The sequence below is a fragment of the Kribbella lupini genome, assembly GCF_039529595.1.
Lineage (GTDB): Bacteria > Actinomycetota > Actinomycetes > Propionibacteriales > Kribbellaceae > Kribbella > Kribbella lupini.
In genome coordinates this window covers 667,171-682,405 of the sequence record NZ_BAAANC010000004.1, presented here as the reverse complement: position 1 = coordinate 682,405, position 15,235 = coordinate 667,171, and the positions used below count along the sequence as shown (strand labels likewise).

Sequence of the window (15,235 nt, the reverse complement as noted above, 5' to 3'; positions counted from 1 at the left end):
CCGATGCCCCTGCCCGATCGCCTGGCGGCTGTCCTGACCGAACCCCCGAAGGAGTTCTCGCCGGTCCCCATCTGGTGGTGGAGCGGCGAGAAGCTCGACCCGGCCCGCCTGCGCTGGCAGCTCGAGCGCTTCGTCGAGGGCGGGGTGTACCAGCTCGTCGTCCTCAACCTCGCTCCGGCCGGGTCCGACCACGGCTGCGACGCCGACGAACCGCCGTTCCGGTCCGAGGCCTGGTGGGAGATCTTCCTCGGCGTCTGCGCGGACGCCGAGGAGCTCGGGGTGTCGTTGTGGTTCTACGACCAGCTCGGCTTCTCCGGTGCCGATCTGCAGGCCCGGCTGGTCGCCGGCCGTCCGTCGTACGCCGGACGCCGGTTGCATCGGGCAACCATCACCGGGACCGGCCGGCTCGTGCTGCGCTGGCCGTCGGGAGGTCGCGCGATCGCGGCCGTGCTCGAGCCGCTCGACGGCGGTCCGGGGCAGGCGGTCACGGCCGCGGACGGTCAGGTCGAGTGCCAGGCACCGATGGAGTCGCGGTTGTCCCTGTTCTACGAGACCGACCACGGGTTCGACTACCTGAGCGGTGAAGCCTGTGCCGCGTTGCTCGACCAGGTGCACGGAGAGTTCGCCCGTCGTCTCGGGCCGCTGCTCGGCACGGTGGTGGTCGGGTCGTTCCAGGACGAGCTGCCGTCGATGCCCACGTGGTCGGCGACTTTCGCCGAGGAGTTCGTCGCCAGGTACGGGTACGACGTCCGCGACCGCCTGGCCGCGTTGTGGGGATCCGACTTGCCGGATGCGGACCGGGTACGCCGCGACTACCACGCGCTGCGGGCGGCGCTGGCCGAGGAGGCGTTCTTCAAGCCGCTGTTCGACTGGCACGAGAGGTACGGACTGACGGTCGGCTGCGACCAGCAGGACCCGGCCCGAGGCGGCCTCCCGGTCGAAGGCGTCCAGCTGTACGCCGACTACGCGCGAACGCATCGCTGGTTCAGCGCACCCGGATCCGACCACCACGGCGACGCCCGGTTCCACTCGTCGCTAGCCCACCTCTACGACCGGCCGCGGACCTGGATCGAGGCGTTCCACTCGACCGGTTGGGGCGGGACGCTCGAGGAGACCTTCGACTGGTTGCTGCCGTGGCTGCGCACCGGCGCGACGCTCTACAACCCGCACGCGGTCTACTACACGACTCGCGCCGGGTGGTGGGAGTGGGCGCCGCCGTCGACCGACTGGCGGCAGCCGTACTGGCGTCACCACAAGCACTTCGCCGATGCGGTCGCCAGGTTGTGCGCCGCGCTGTCGTTGGGCCGGCACGTCTGCGACGTCGCGGTGCTGTTCCCGAACGCGACGGCGCAGGCCGGGCTGACGATGGACGGGCCGGGCGCGGACGCCGTACGGGCTCAGGCGGTGTACCGGGAGCTGATCGGTGACGCGACCTGGTTCGCGCCGACGCTCGGCGTCCTGGATCGGGCGCGGCTCGACGCGGACGTGATCGACGACGACTCCCTGGCCGGCGCGGAGGTCAGCGCGGACGGTCGGTTGCACATCGCCGACGAGCAGTACGCCGCGATCGTGTTGCCTGCGGCCACTGTTCTCGAGGCTGCCGTGGCCGAGCGGCTCGACGAGTTCGTTGCTGCCGGTGGACTGCTGGTTGCCGTCGGCGCCCTTCCGGAGCGGGCGGTGGCCGGGAGCGACAAGACGGTCGCGCTGCTGCGGGAGCGTTTCGCTCGTGGCGAAGCGTTGTCGGTGCCGACCGCGAACGACGTCCCGAACGCGCTGGCGCGGTTGCCGCGGCGGGTCGAGGCGGAGGTGCCGACGCTGGTTCGCGAGGTGGACGGCGCGCTGGTCGTCTTCGTCACCGCGACCGAGTGGAGCGCGACGCGGGTCGGCGACGGGCGGGCGGTCGAGCGCGGGATCAGCCACGACTGGGCGACGGTCGGCTACGACTTCGACACCAGCCGCTACCTGCGCGAGACCACCCTGCGGGTCCGCAACGCACCTGGTGCGCCGCTGTTGTGCTCACCCTTCGGCGCCGAGCACGAAGCTCTTCCCTGTCGCGTGATCGGCGAGTTCACCGAGGTCACGGTTCCGTTCGAGGCCGGTCCGGCCGCTCTGCTGATCTTTGCTGAGGGCAACGAACTGGTCGACCAGGCTCCCGCTGCCGAGTGGACCGACGAGCAGCTGGACGGTGATTGGGACGCGACGCTGATCCCGACGCTCGACAACTCGTGGGGCGACTTCGCCTGGCCGGCCGCTCCCGAGGGCGACGAGGTCGTCGTGGAGCGCTGGGGTCTGCTGCACCGGGTCGAAGGTGATGAGCAGTGGAGGCCGGCGCACGCGACCTTCGGCCTGCACGGGCTGATCGACGGCGTACCGGTCGAGTACTCCGAGCGCCTCGGCATCCACAAGGACCGGATCCACAAGGACTCCCTCGGTCCGAAGGGGCACGTCCCCGAGGAGTTCCTCGACTTCGGCGTGGTCGAGGCCGGGCGGACGGTGAGCTTCCAGGCTGCCTTCACACTGCCGGAGGAGCTCCGCACCACGATCGTCGTGGGCGCTCCGGCCGCCAAGGAGCTGCTGATCGACGGGGTGCTTGTAAAGATCGACGACGCGGGTGGGCACTTCGCCACGGCGGCCGCCCGTCTCTCCGCCGGACCGCACCTGCTGGAGCTGCGGCTGACTCCTGACGAGGAGCTGCCGCTGCGCGCGAACCTGGCGTTCGTCCGCGACCTCGCGGCGTACCGGCGTCCGGAGTGGATCGCTCTGTCGGAGCCACCACCACCCGGTACGGCGATCCGGCTCAGCACCACCGTCGTACCGGCGGGTGAGTCGGAGCTGACGGTGACCGCGAGCGGATCGGCGCGGCTGTTCGTCAACGGTGTCGAGGTGGGTCGCCAGGGCGGGTTCCTGCCGTACGAGCGGCCGACGCCGAGAGTTCGCCGGTACGACGTCGCCGGCGCGCTGCGGCCGGGCGAGAACGAGATCGCGATCGAGCTGAGCCAGTCGACGCCGATCATGGTCGACGGTTTGGTGGTGTCAGATCACAACTGGTCAGGGCAAGTCGTCGGGACTGTTGGTGATGGCAAGGTGGTCCGGCGCAGGCAACGCCACCGGGCTCTGGCCGACCTGTATCTGCACCGCCGACCGCACCCGCTGCCAGCGGCGGCCTGGCTGGACGGCACGGACACCTCGGTGGTCGAGCCGATCACCTTCGCCGTACCGCGCGACGATCCGCAGCGGACCGAGTACCTGCGGTTCGACCTTCCGCCCGGAACCCTGCGACTCGAGTTCGACCTGAACTGCCGAGCGGTGCTCGCCGTCGACGGGCACGAGCTCATCGCCGGGACAGGTCACCTGGTCGCAGCCAGCCCGGCGGGTGCGCGGACCGGACAGTTGACGCTGCGGACCGAGCCGGGCTTCGAAGCAGGCGCGGCCCTCGCGGGACCGATCCGCGCGATCGTCGGCCCCGGCCGGATCGGGCTCGGTAACTGGGAGGACCACGGCCTGGCGGAGTACAGCGGGGGAGTCCGCTACCGCCGCCGGATCACCGCGACCGGCACGGTCCAGCTCGACCTGGGCCGAGTGCGCGGTACGGCGGAAGTCCTGGTGGACGGCCGCAGCGCGGGTGTCCGGTTCTGTGCGCCGTACGTCGTCGAGCTGACCGGGCTGACCGGTGAGCACACGCTCGACATCGAGGTGTTCGGCACCGTCGCGCCGTACCTGGACGCGGTCGGGCCGACCCATTTCGTCTTCGGGGGACAACGGACGTCCGGCCTGTTCGGGCCCGTCCAAGTGAGGCACCCAAAGGAGCGCTGATCACGTGACCGAAGATCTCAGACCCGCGGTGGGCCTGGCCCGCCGCCGATTCCTCACCCTGACCGGCGCCGCGACCGCGGTGGCGTTCGGGACCAACCTGCCGGGCAGCGCGGCCGGCACCGGTGGAACGAGCGGGCTCACCGGCGATCCCTTCACGCTCGGTGTCGCCTCGGGCGATCCGCTGCCGGACGCGGTGGTGATCTGGACCCGGCTGGCGCCGAAGCCGTTCGATCCGCTCGGCGGTGCGCCGTACCAGGACGTCGGCGTCGACTGGCAGGTCGCGGCCGACGAAGGGTTTCGCCAGATCGTGCGGTCCGGACGCGCGACAGCGCGACCGGAGTTCGCGCACAGCGTGCACGTCGACGTACGGGGACTGCAGCCCGGGCGGCACTACTGGTACCGCTTCCGCTGCGACGGTTATCTCAGCCAGACCGGCCGGACCCGTACGGCGAACGCGCCCGGTCAGCGTGGTGGCCGGCTCACTCTCGGCGTCAGTTCCTGCCAGGCGTGGACCGACGGCTACTACACCGCGCAGCGTCACCTCGCGTCCGAGGACCTCGACGCCGTGGTGTTCCTCGGCGACTACATCTACGAGTTCGGCATCGCCGCGAACGGCGGGCTGCGCAATGTGACCGACCCGGTGCCGAGCCAGTTCCGCACCGAGGCGGACACCCTCGACCGGTACCGCCTGCAGTACGCGCTCTACAAGGCCGATCCCGATCTCCAGGCGGCCCACCTGACCGCGCCGTGGATCACCACCTGGGACGACCACGAGGTCCAGGACAACTACGCCGGCGCGATCTCCAAGAGCAACGCCCCGATCGAGGACTTCCTCGTACGCCGGGCGAACGCCTACCGCGCGTACTGGGAACACCTGCCGTTGCGCGGTCCCGCTCCGCAGGGACCGAACTACATGCTCTACCGGCGGTTCGACTTCGGCCGCCTCGCCCGGCTCACGGTGATGGACACCCGCCAGTACCGCTCCGACCAGGCCGCGGGCGACGGCTGGAAGGTCGACTCTGAGGCCCGACGCGACCCGGCCCGGGTGATGGCCGGTCAGCAGCAGACCAGGTGGGCGCTGGACGGCCTGAACCGCTCCCCGGCGACCTGGAACGTGCTGGCCAACCAGGTGATCCTGAGCCGGATGGACCTGGATCCCACCGCGGGCGACCTCTACAACATGGACGCCTGGGACGGATACGGCGCCGAGCAGAAGGTGCTGCTCGACGGCCTCGCGGTCAACCGGCACCGCAACCCGGTCGTGCTCACCGGCGACGTGCACGCCGGCTACGCGATGGACATGAAGCGGAACTACGCCGACCCGTCCTCGCAGACGGTCGGGGTCGAGCTGGTGCCGACCTCGTTCAGCAGCGGCGGCAACGGCGTACCGGTGTCGGCCAACGGGCAGAAGTTCCTGGACGGCAACCCGCACCTGAGGTTCGTGGACGAGCGGCGCGGCTACTCGGTGCTGCGCTTCGACGAGAAGGAGCTGCGGGTGGACTGCAGAGTGGTGCCCTACATCGACCGGCCCGGTGCGCCGATCTCAACGGTGCGCTCGTTCGTGGTAGAGGCCGGCAACCCCGGCCTGAACACCGTCGGGCAGGAGGTGACGGTCCGATGAAGCTCAGGGCGATGATCGCGCTCGGTGCCGTGCTGGCCGGTCTGGTGGCGACCGGCCCGGCGGCGGCCAGCAGCTCCGCACAGCGCGGTCTGAGTCTCGCGACCGACGTACCGAACCTGACGGTGTCGCCGGTGCCGTGCGCGAAGCAGACCTTCGAGCTGCGGTTCGGCAACACCGGGAGGACCGCCGTGTACGCCGACGCGTTCATCACCGCGCCTGCGCCGCTGAACGTGTCCCGGCAGATCGTGTCCAGCTACCTGCCACCGGGATACACGCTCAAGGTGCCGATCGACGTGACCGCGCCGAAGGGCTCGGCGCCCGGCCAGTACACGGTGCAGGTGACGGCGGGAGACCAGAAGCTCAGCCTGCCGGTCGAAATCGGGCAGCCGCCGGTCGACACCACCGGCAACCTGGCGCGCTACGTACCGGTCTCCGCGTCCACCGAGCACGTGCCGGTCTACCCGGCCTGCGGGGCTGTCGACGGCGACCGCGACCAGGAGCACTGGGGAATCAGTACCGGCTGGAACGACGCGAGCAGGGGCAAGTTCCCGGACTGGTTGCAGGTCACCTTCGATCAACCGCAGTCGGTCGGCCGGGCCGACTTGTACACGCTCGACTCGAAGAAGTACCCGGCCGCCGGCTACGGGCTGAAGGACTGGGACGTGCAGGCGCAGGTCGGTGGTGCCTGGCAGACCGTCGCTGAAGTCCGGGACAACAAGGCCGGGCTGACCAGCACCACCTTCACCCCCGTCACCGCCACCGCCGTACGGATTCTCTGCCTGGCCAGCAACGAAGGTCTCACTTACTCGCGCATCGTGGAGCTGGAGCTCTATGCGAGCTAGTAGACCTCGATGCGGTCCACGCTGATCTGGGTGCTGGTCGAGGCCGGGTTCTTCTCGCCGGTGACGCGGATCTTCAAGGTGTGCGGGCCGCTGGGCAGGGTGGGACTGACGTAGGTGAGCTGTTCGCCGACGCGAAGGGAGCTGTAGTAGTCGACGCGCTGCTCGGGTCCGCCGTCGATCGAGAGGGCAGCGATGCCGTTGCCGACGTCGACGACGCTGAGCAGCGCGATCTTCGTGCCGGTGAAGCGGATGGTCGCGGACGCTCCGGCGATGCCGGTCCAGTGGTCGTTGCCCCAGAAGCACTGGTTGCCGCAGCCGGAGCCGGAGTTCCACGTTCCGGCGTACTGGACCTGGTTCTGGCCGGTGCCGACGTCGGTGTCGTTGATCACCGACGTCGTGGCGCCGGGATCACCGGACGGGAGTTGCTGGGTCGCGCCGGCGGCGAGCGGGCTGCCGAGGTTCGGCGAGCCGTCGGCGTTCCAGCTGATCTTCTGCACACGCGCGGTGCGGAACGCGTACGTGTAGGCGCTGGTGTTCTTGCCGTGGTAGGCGATCCAGTCCTCGGTGCCGTCCGGCGAGGTGAAGAACGAGTGGTGGCCGGGACCCCAGACGCCGTTGGCGTCGTTGCGGGAGAAGATCGGACCCGGGTGCTGGACCCAGTTCGTCGCGACCATCGGGTCGGCGCCGTTCGCGATGCTCTTCATCCACAGCTGGTAGTCGGGTTTGCCGGTGTCGCAGGAGGAGTAGGTGAGCCAGGTCCGGCCGTTGCGGTACAGCGGTGTCGGGCCCTCGCGGACTTCGCTGCAGCCACCGTCGGCCGGGATCGCGACCCGGTTGCCGGTCGCCGTCCACGGGTTGCTCATCCGCACGATGTAGAGCTGCGCCGGTCCACCCTGGCCGCGGCCCGGGCCGGTCCAGACGAAGTACTGCTGCCCGTTGTGCGTGATCGGCTCGCCGTCGATCGCGTACTCGCCGAAGTCCGCGATCTTCGCCTTGAACGTGTACGGGCCGAGCGGGTCGTCGCCGGCCGACTCCAGCACGTACATCCGGTGGTTCGCGTCGACGCCGTCCGAGGCGGTGTAGTAGACGTACCAGCGGTTGCCGACGTGGCGGAACGCCGGTGCCCACATCTGCGTGTTCCGGCTCGGGTCGCTGTCGCGGTAGACGACCTTCTCCGGTGCGACCAGCAGCGTGGCCAGGCTGGGCGACGACCAGATGCCGATGTGGTCACCGGTCGTGGTGGCCACGTGGTACTGGCCGTTGTAGTGAATCAGCGACGGGTCGGCCCCGGTGTTCACCGGGTTGCGGAAGGTCTGCGCCATCACGGTCTCCGTACGGGCAGGTGATTCGGGCAGTTCGGCGCCGGCGGCCGGTACGGCGGCGGCGGTCAGCATCAGGGCGGTCAAGCCGGACAGGACAAGGTGGGCGATCCTCATGGCCCATTGGTACAACGTTGGAACAGGGAGTGGAACCCTTCACGCCCAGATCGAACAGCGGTCACTCTCCGCAGGCGGCCGGCCGGCGTGGTTCGGCCGGGGCGTTCGCGGCCCAGAAACGGTTGCGTAGGGCAAGCATCGTCTGGGTCAGCAGCTCCGCGCGCGGTCCGACCAGCTCGTCGTCGAGCAGCTGGGTGGCGCCGGACGTCTCGAACTCACGGGCGCTGGTCGCGACCAGGTTGAGCAGCTCGGTGTTGCTGCGCAGGGTCAGTCGCTGCAGTGCGATCCGGTGCGCGGCACCACCGCGCAGGCCGAGCAGCAGCCGTTCGGCGAGCAGGATCTCGGCCCACGCCTCGGCCAGCTGCTGCGAGAGGCCGCCCGCGCCGAGCCAGGGTTGGACTGCCGGGTCGAGTTGTTGCCGGTAGCCCGCAAGCCACGGCGAGCAGTCGGCCTCGATCGCGGCCGTCGTGAAGTACGCCGGGGTGGAGCCGTCGCCGACCATCGCGCGGAGCATCGCGACCTTGTCCCGGACGCCGGCGAAGCGCGGCGTGCCCGCGAACAGGTCCAGGTCGTACTCGACCAGGATCCCCAGGCTGCGCAGGACCTGGACGGCGAGCACGAGCTCGCGGACCCGGGCCGGTTCGCCGGCGACGTCCTTGAGGTTGACCCGGACCAGGAACAGTCCGCTGTCGCGGAGCTGCTGGAAGTTGGCCATGGCCACGTCGGTCGCCGTACAGGTCGTGCTCCAGAGGACCTGGCCGAGCAGGCCGTCGGTCGTGAGCTGGGTGACGGCGTCGGCGCCGAACGGGCGGCCGGGACGCGCTCGGGCGCAGCGCAGCGTCAGCAGGGTCGCGCCGCTGCTCCGACCGGTGAACCGGTGCGGCAGGACGACGCTCTGACCAGTATCCATGGTCCCCCCACGACGCCGATCGACTGAGATCAAGGTCCGTCCGTCCGCTGGTGTTGTCAACCCTCGGTGACCTTCGCTGCGCACCGTGACGAGTGGTGGCTGTCGGCAACGGCACGCAGAGTGGCGGGTCGTCACTACCTGTTGGGGTGTCCGAAAGGGGTCCTGGGCCATAAACTTTACGAAGATTTAGGCGTGACGTTCGGACGACGAGTTCGTTGAGGAGTCAGACACTTCTCACCGATGAGTCTCCTGGGGAATCCGGAAGGGCCGCCCGTGCATCGATTCAACACACCACCGGACTGGCCTGAGCCACCGAGTGACACCTGGCGCCCACCCGTGGGCTGGGAGCCGGACCCGGAGTGGCCGGACGCCCCGGCGGGCTGGGGATTCTGGACCAATCGGCACGGCCGGCCGGTGAGTGGTCCGATCGGGGCCTTCGGTGCGGTCGACGCGGGGCGCCTCGAGGTGGCCACCGCGCATCCGTCACTGCTCCTGATGCACAGCTGAGAGCAGCTCTTACCGCTTCTTGGTGTTATGTTACCAACGTAACTAACACTGGGAGGCGGAACTGTGGCGTGGATCGGCATTGACCTCGGCACGCAGAGCGTGCGAGCCGTGCTGGTCGAAGCCACCGGGAAGGTGCTCGCGCGGGCGGCCCGGCCGCTGACCAGTCGCCGCGGCGAGGTCTGGCACGAGCAGGACCCGCGCGAGTGGATCACCACCGTCGAGCAGGTTCTCGCGGAGGTCTCGCCGTTCGGTGAGGTCGAGGGGCTCGCCATCTGCTCGACCTCCGGCACGGTCCTGCTGACCGACCACGACGGCCGGCCGGTCTCGCCGGCTCTCATGTACGACGACGCCCGCGCCGCGGACTTCCTGCCACGGATCGTCGCCGCCGATCCGGAGCGCTGGGGATCGGCGATGCAACCGACGTGGGCGCTGCCGAAGATCCTCTGGCTCCAACCGGGCGATGACCAGTTGGTCGCCCACAGCGCGGACGTGGTGGCGGCAGACCTCGCCGGCCACCCGGTCGCCACGGACACCAGCCATGCGTTGAAAACGGGCTACGACCTCACCGGCTCTTGGCCCGCCGATGCCTTCGATCGACTCGGCCTACCCGTTGGCGTCTTACCTCGAGTTGTCCTCCCCGGCACCACCATCGGCACCGTCTCCGCCGCAAAAGCCCAGGTCACCGGGGTCCCAGCCGGTACCCCGATCGTCGCCGGCATGACCGACGGCTGCGCTGCGCAGATCGCGGCCGGCGCGCTGACGCCCGGCGCCTGGAACTCCGTCCTCGGCACGACGCTTGTCCTCAAGGGCGTCACCAAGGACCTCGTCAACGATCCGACCGGGGCCGTTTACAGCCACCGCCATCCCGACGGCGACGGCTGGCTCCCCGGCGGCGCGTCGAACACCGGCGCCGGTGCGCTCACCACGATGCTGCCCGGCGCGGACCTCGACGCCCTCGACCGTGCCGCGATCGCGCTCGACGGACCGGTCGGCGCCACGATCTACCCGCTCACCAAGCCCGGCGAGCGATTCCCGTTCGTCGCGCCCGAGGCGGTCGGGTTCGAGCTGGGGGACGTCGAAGACGACCTGCATCGCTATGTCGGCGTCCTGCAAGGCGTCGCGTTCATCGAGCGGCTCGCCTTCGAGCACCTGGCCGAACTCGGCGCCGAGCCGCCGCGATCCGTCGCCCTGACCGGCGGCGCGGTCCGCAGCGAGCACTGGAACCAGCTCCGCGCCGACGTCCTCGGCGTACCGGTCGAACTGCCGGAGGCCGCCGACCCGGCGTACGGGATGGCGGTGCTCGCGGCGTCCGGCGGTACGTCGGTGGCCGAGACCGCGCGGCGGATGGTCCGGATCGGCCGCGTGATCGAGCCGCGCCCGAGCGAACGACTCACCGACTTGTACGGCGGGTTCGTGGCCGAGCTGGATCGCCGGGGGTACCTGCGATGAGAACCACCGTCGTCCTCGCGCGCCACGGGCGCACCGAGTGGCACCACGGCAACCGCTACACCGGCTCCACCGATCTGCCGATCGACTCGGTCGGCCTGCAGCAGGCGGAGCTGCTCCGGGTGTGGGCCGAGGACTTCCGGCCGGAGGCGCTCTGGTCGTCCCCGATGCTCCGGGCCCGGCAGACCATCGCGCCGACGGCCGCGGCCCTCGGGCTCGAACCGACGACCGACGCGCGGCTGCGGGAGGTCGACTTCGGATCGGCCGAGGGCAAGATGTTGAGCGAGCTGCCCCCGGCGGTCGCCGGCGCCTTCACGCTGGACCCGGTCGCGAATCCCTTCCCAGGTGGGGAGAACGTCGCCGACGCCGCCGAGCGGGTGCGGCGCGGTTTCGACGAGATCGTCCAGCGGCACGCGGGCGGGAAGGTCCTCGTCGTCGCCCACAACACGCTGATCCGGCTGCTCGTCTGCCGGGTGCTCGGCCTGCCGGTCCGCGACTACCGCAGACTGCTCCCGGCTCTCGGTCCCGCGGCGCTGGTGCGCTTGCGGCAGCAGGACGGCACAGTGGGTCTCGAGGCTTTCAACGTCCCCGCAGTCCGAACGGAGATCCCCGCATGACCGATGTCGACGACAGCACCGAACTGAGCCGGCCGGCCCGGCGCCAGGCCGAGATCGCGGCGTACGTCGTGCAGCACGGCTCGGTGTCCGCGAACGACCTGGTCGAGGCGTTCGGGGTGAGCGTGATGACCGTGCACCGCGACCTCGACGAGCTGGAGCGGCAGGGGGTCGTGCGCAAGTACCGCGGTGGGGTCAGCGCGCAGCCGACCAGCGTGTTCGAGAGCAACGTCGCGTACCGGCTGACGACGGCGTCGGCGGAGAAGTCGGCGATCGCCCGGCACGCCCGGACGATGATCGAGCCCGGCATGTCGGTGATGCTCGACGACTCGACCAGCGCGCTGGCGCTGGTCGAGCTGCTGGAGGACATCACTCCGTTGACCGTGGCAACGAACTTCCTGCCGGCGATCACCCGGCTCGCGCAGCTGCGGGACGTCACGCTGCTGGCGCTCGGCGGGATCTACTCGGCGACGCACGATTCGTTCGGTGGACTGCCGTGCGCGGAAGCGGTCGGCGCGTTGCACACGGATCTGCTGTTCTGCAGCGTGTCCGCGGTGTCGCCGACGCACGCCTTCCACCAGGAGCAGGAGATCGTGCTGGTCAAGCAGGCGATGCTCAGGTCGGCAAGGACCAAGGTCCTGCTGGTCGACCACGGCAAGCTCCAGCGCACCGCGCTGCACCGGCTCGCACCACTGACCGACTTCGACGTGGTCGTCGTCGACGAGAAGACCCCCGAGGACCTGGTCACCGCGCTGCGCGACCAGGGCGCCCACGTCGAAGTAGCCCCTCTGTAGGAGACCGCTCATGGACATCGGTGTCGACGTCGGAACGACTGTCACCAAGGCCGTCGCCTTCGACGACCACGGCCGGCAGGTGGCCGAGGCTTCCCGGCCGACCCGCCTGGTCCGCCCCGGCCCCGGTCGCTTCGAGCACGACACCGACGAAATAGTTGCCTCAGTCAACGAGGTGATCAAGGAGCTGTCCGGTGACGTCGACCTTGTAGCCATTACAGGACAGGGCGATGGGTTGTGGCTGGTCGACGACTCCGGCCACCCCGTCCGACCTGCCATCTCCTGGCTCGATGCTCGGAGCAGCTCGATCCTCGGTGAGTGGACCGAGAGCGGAGTGGCCGAGCAGGTCTTCCGGCGGTCGGGCAACCGCATGTTCCCCGGCGCTTCCGGCCCGCTGCTGGCAGCGGTGCTCGCTGAAGAGCCGGAAACCCTCAGCCGGGCAACCACAGCGGCGTACTGCAAGGACGTCGTCATGCAGCGGCTCACCGGCGTCCGCGCCACCGACGTCTCCGATGCGTCGGCGCCTTTCCTTGATCCACGGACAGGCGAGTACGACGCCGAGGCCCTGGCCACCTGCGGGCTGACGGACTGGCAGCACCTGCTGGCACCCGTCGGCAAGCCGGTCGGCGAACTGCAGGACGACAGCCTCGGGCTCCCGCAAGGCACCCGAGTCTCCTCGGGCCCGTACGACCTCCCCGCCGCGGCGATCGGCGCCGGCGTGACCGAGGTGGGCGACGCCTTGCTGACCGTCGGAACCACCTTGGCCTGCCAGGTGGTGACCAGGGACCTACCCGTCGACGGCGAACCGGCGGGCCTCTTCCTCGGCACCTGGACCCCCGGCGTCTGGCTGCGAGCGATGCCCGCGATGGTCGGCACCGCAGCGCTCGACCAGGTGCTGAAACTGGTCGGCGCGACCACCACGCAACTGCAGCAACTCCTGACCGACAGCCGCCCCGGCGCGAACGGCGTCACCGTCCTGCCCTACCTCTCCGAAGCCGGCGAGCGCGCTCCCTTCGTCGACACCAACGCCCGCGGCACCTTCGACGGCATCTCGCTCTCGACCACCCAGGGCGACCTCCTCCGCGCGACCTGCGAGGGCATCGCGTACGCCGCCCGCCACTGCCTCGACGCGGCAGGCTGGACCGGCAAGGTGACCGTCTGCGGTGGTGGCGCCCGCAGCAGCGAGTGGACCCAGATCCTCGCCGACGTGCTCAACGCCCCGCTGCACACCACCGAGGCTTCGCAGGTCGCCGCACGCGGCGCGGTGATCGCGGCCAAACGCCTCGAAGGCGAGGTCGGCGACGAGTGGATCGCCGAGACGCGCCAGATCGATCCCGATCCCGCCCGCGCGGCCTTCTACGCCGAGGGCTACGCCCACTACCTGCGCCGGATCGAGGCTGCCCGCCCCCGCTGGGCCGATCCCGCACCGACCTACCGGCCGACGACGTCCGGACCCTCGGCGGTCAGTGCTGCGCGCCCGACGACCTCCGGAGTCCCGGCGTAACCGCCGCCCGCCCAGCCCACCGCCCGACGAATTCAGGAGTTCGATGAAGACCTTGCTGGCCGGCGACCATTTCGTCCGCAACGAACTGCTCGCCGAGAAGCTGTCCGCCCTGCCTGGCGTGACGTTCGAGTTCAGCGAGCTGACCCTGCCCTGGCCGCTGACGCCGTACGGGCGGGTCGGGGAGGTGGACGAGGCGAGTGACGTCGAGGACGCGCTGATCGAGGCGCTGCCCGGGATCGAGCTGGTGGTCACGCAGATGGGCCCGTTCACCGAGCGGGTCCTCGAGGCCGCGCCCGACCTGCGGTACCTGGTCTGCTGCCGCGGCGGTCCGGTCAACGTGAACGTGCCCGCGGCAACGAAGCGCGGCGTCCAGGTGGCCTCCACGCCCGGCCGCAACGCGGGTGCGGCTGCCGAACACGCGATCGCCCTGATGATGGGTGCCCTGCGCAAGCTTCCGCAACTGCAGCGCACTCTGGAGCAGGGCGAGTGGCGTAGCGACCTCTACGCGTACGACGAGTGCGGCGGTGAGCTGGACGGCTCGACGGTCGGCCTGATCGGGTACGGCGCGATCGGCAGCCGGGTCGCCCGCGTGATGCTCGCCTTCGGCGCGCACGTCCTGGTCGCCGACCCGATCCTCGACCCGGCCTCGCCGCCCGAGGGCATCGAGGTCGTCGAGCTGGACGAGTTGCTGACCAGGTCGGACGTGGTCAGCCTGCACGCCCGCCTGACCGAGACCACGCGCGGCATGATCGGCGCCGACGAGCTCGCGCGGATGCCGCGCGGCGCCGTACTGGTGAACTCGGCCCGCGGTGGCCTGCTGGACTACGACGCGACCGTCGACGCCCTGGAGTCAGGTCACCTCGGCGCCGCGGCCTTCGACGTCTTCCCGACCGAACCGCTGCCCGAAGGCTCCCGGTTGCTGACGGCCCCGAACATCGTGATGACTCCGCACCTGGCCGGTGCGACCCGCCAGACCGCGCATCGGGCCGCTTCTCTGGCTGCCCAGGCTGTTGCAGACTTTCTGAGATGAAGTTCGTCTCCGGCAGCACGGGCACCGAGTTGCTGCTGCTCCTGATCGCGTTCGTGCTCTCGATGATCATCGGCCTCGAACGCCAGTTGCAGCAGAAGAGCGCCGGCCTGCGCACGCACACCCTGGTCGGCACCGGCGCCGCGCTGTTCACCCTGGTCTCGGGCTTCGGGTTCTCCACCGTGCTCGGCTCGGAGGTCAATCTGGACCCGTCCCGGATCGCCGCGCAGGTGGTGTCCGGCGTCGGGTTCCTCGGCGCCGGCGTGATCTTCATGCGCCGGGACGTCGTCCGCGGGCTGACCACGGCCGCGACGATCTGGATGACCGCCGCGATCGGCATGGCCTGTGGGGCAGGGATGCCGGTGCTCGCGGGCGCGGCGACCGTGCTGCACCTGATCGCGGTCGGTGCCTTCGGCCGCCTGGCGCGTTTCCTACCGTCGCCGGACCGGAACCGGATCGTCACCGTGCGGTACCTGGACGGCGCCGGCGTCCTGCGGGCGATCCTGCACACCGCGACCGCGATGGGTTTCGAGGCATCGATCCTCGGCACCGACGTACGGCGTGAGGACGGCAAGCAGCAGGTCCGGGCGGCGATGCGGTTCCGGGGCAAGCCGCCGTTGCAGAACCTCGTCGTCGCGCTCGAGGAGCTGGACGGTGTGACCGCGGTCCGGCTGCGCGCAGACGAGGACTGATGTGAATTGAGTGAGAAAATCACATCGTAGGA

The 15,235-nt window shown here is 70.2% G+C and carries 11 protein-coding genes; 9 read left to right on the top strand and 2 right to left on the bottom strand.

The window, feature by feature from the left end:
• The first annotated feature begins 3 nt into the window (after window positions 1–3).
• From ABD235_RS36340 to ABD235_RS36330, 3 genes are read left to right on the top strand one after another with little or no spacing between them, the layout of a single operon-like run.
• A complete protein-coding gene (locus tag ABD235_RS36340; protein ID WP_344182577.1) occupies window positions 4–3,813 on the top strand; it encodes a hypothetical protein in 3,810 nt (1,269 codons plus the stop codon).
• 4 nt (window positions 3,814–3,817) lie between these two features.
• Window positions 3,818–5,434, top strand: coding sequence for an alkaline phosphatase D family protein (locus ABD235_RS36335; protein WP_344182575.1), 1,617 nt, complete (start codon window positions 3,818–3,820; stop codon window positions 5,432–5,434).
• The gene (locus ABD235_RS36330; RefSeq protein WP_344182573.1) at window positions 5,431–6,276 is read left to right on the top strand and encodes a galactose-binding domain-containing protein; all 846 of its coding nucleotides are present in this window, start codon (window positions 5,431–5,433) and stop codon (window positions 6,274–6,276) included. The genes ABD235_RS36335 and ABD235_RS36330 overlap by 4 nt, the downstream gene beginning before the upstream one ends.
• Here ABD235_RS36330 and ABD235_RS36325 read toward each other — a convergent pair.
• Complete coding sequence (locus tag ABD235_RS36325; RefSeq protein WP_344182571.1) at window positions 6,273–7,712, bottom strand: family 43 glycosylhydrolase; 1,440 nt, start codon at window positions 7,710–7,712, stop codon at window positions 6,273–6,275. The two genes, ABD235_RS36330 and ABD235_RS36325, sit on opposite strands and share 4 nt — an antisense overlap.
• Window positions 7,713–7,773: 61 nt before the next feature.
• The gene (locus tag ABD235_RS36320; protein WP_344182569.1) at window positions 7,774–8,622 is read right to left on the bottom strand and encodes a hypothetical protein; all 849 of its coding nucleotides are present in this window, start codon (window positions 8,620–8,622) and stop codon (window positions 7,774–7,776) included.
• Window positions 8,623–9,192: 570 nt separating this feature from the next.
• Here ABD235_RS36320 and ABD235_RS36315 point away from each other — a divergent pair.
• From ABD235_RS36315 to ABD235_RS36290, 6 genes are read left to right on the top strand one after another with little or no spacing between them, the layout of a single operon-like run.
• Window positions 9,193–10,578, top strand: coding sequence for an FGGY-family carbohydrate kinase (locus tag ABD235_RS36315; protein ID WP_344182567.1), 1,386 nt, complete (start codon window positions 9,193–9,195; stop codon window positions 10,576–10,578).
• Window positions 10,575–11,192: a histidine phosphatase family protein gene (locus ABD235_RS36310; RefSeq protein ID WP_344182565.1), complete on the top strand. Its 618-nt coding sequence runs from the start codon at window positions 10,575–10,577 to the stop codon at window positions 11,190–11,192. Before ABD235_RS36315 ends, ABD235_RS36310 begins: the two co-directional genes overlap by 4 nt.
• Window positions 11,189–11,983 (top strand): DeoR/GlpR family DNA-binding transcription regulator, encoded by a 795-nt coding sequence (locus ABD235_RS36305; protein ID WP_344182563.1) that lies wholly within the window; start codon window positions 11,189–11,191, stop codon window positions 11,981–11,983. The genes ABD235_RS36310 and ABD235_RS36305 overlap by 4 nt, the downstream gene beginning before the upstream one ends.
• A gap of 10 nt (window positions 11,984–11,993) precedes the next feature.
• A complete protein-coding gene (locus tag ABD235_RS36300; RefSeq protein ID WP_344182562.1) occupies window positions 11,994–13,484 on the top strand; it encodes an FGGY family carbohydrate kinase in 1,491 nt (496 codons plus the stop codon).
• Between the two features lie 43 nt (window positions 13,485–13,527).
• Window positions 13,528–14,514 (top strand): 2-hydroxyacid dehydrogenase, encoded by a 987-nt coding sequence (locus ABD235_RS36295; protein ID WP_344182560.1) that lies wholly within the window; start codon window positions 13,528–13,530, stop codon window positions 14,512–14,514.
• Entirely contained in the window at window positions 14,511–15,203 is a 693-nt protein-coding gene (locus tag ABD235_RS36290) for an MgtC/SapB family protein (RefSeq protein WP_344182558.1), read from the top strand. The genes ABD235_RS36295 and ABD235_RS36290 overlap by 4 nt, the downstream gene beginning before the upstream one ends.
• Window positions 15,204–15,235 lie beyond the last annotated feature (32 nt).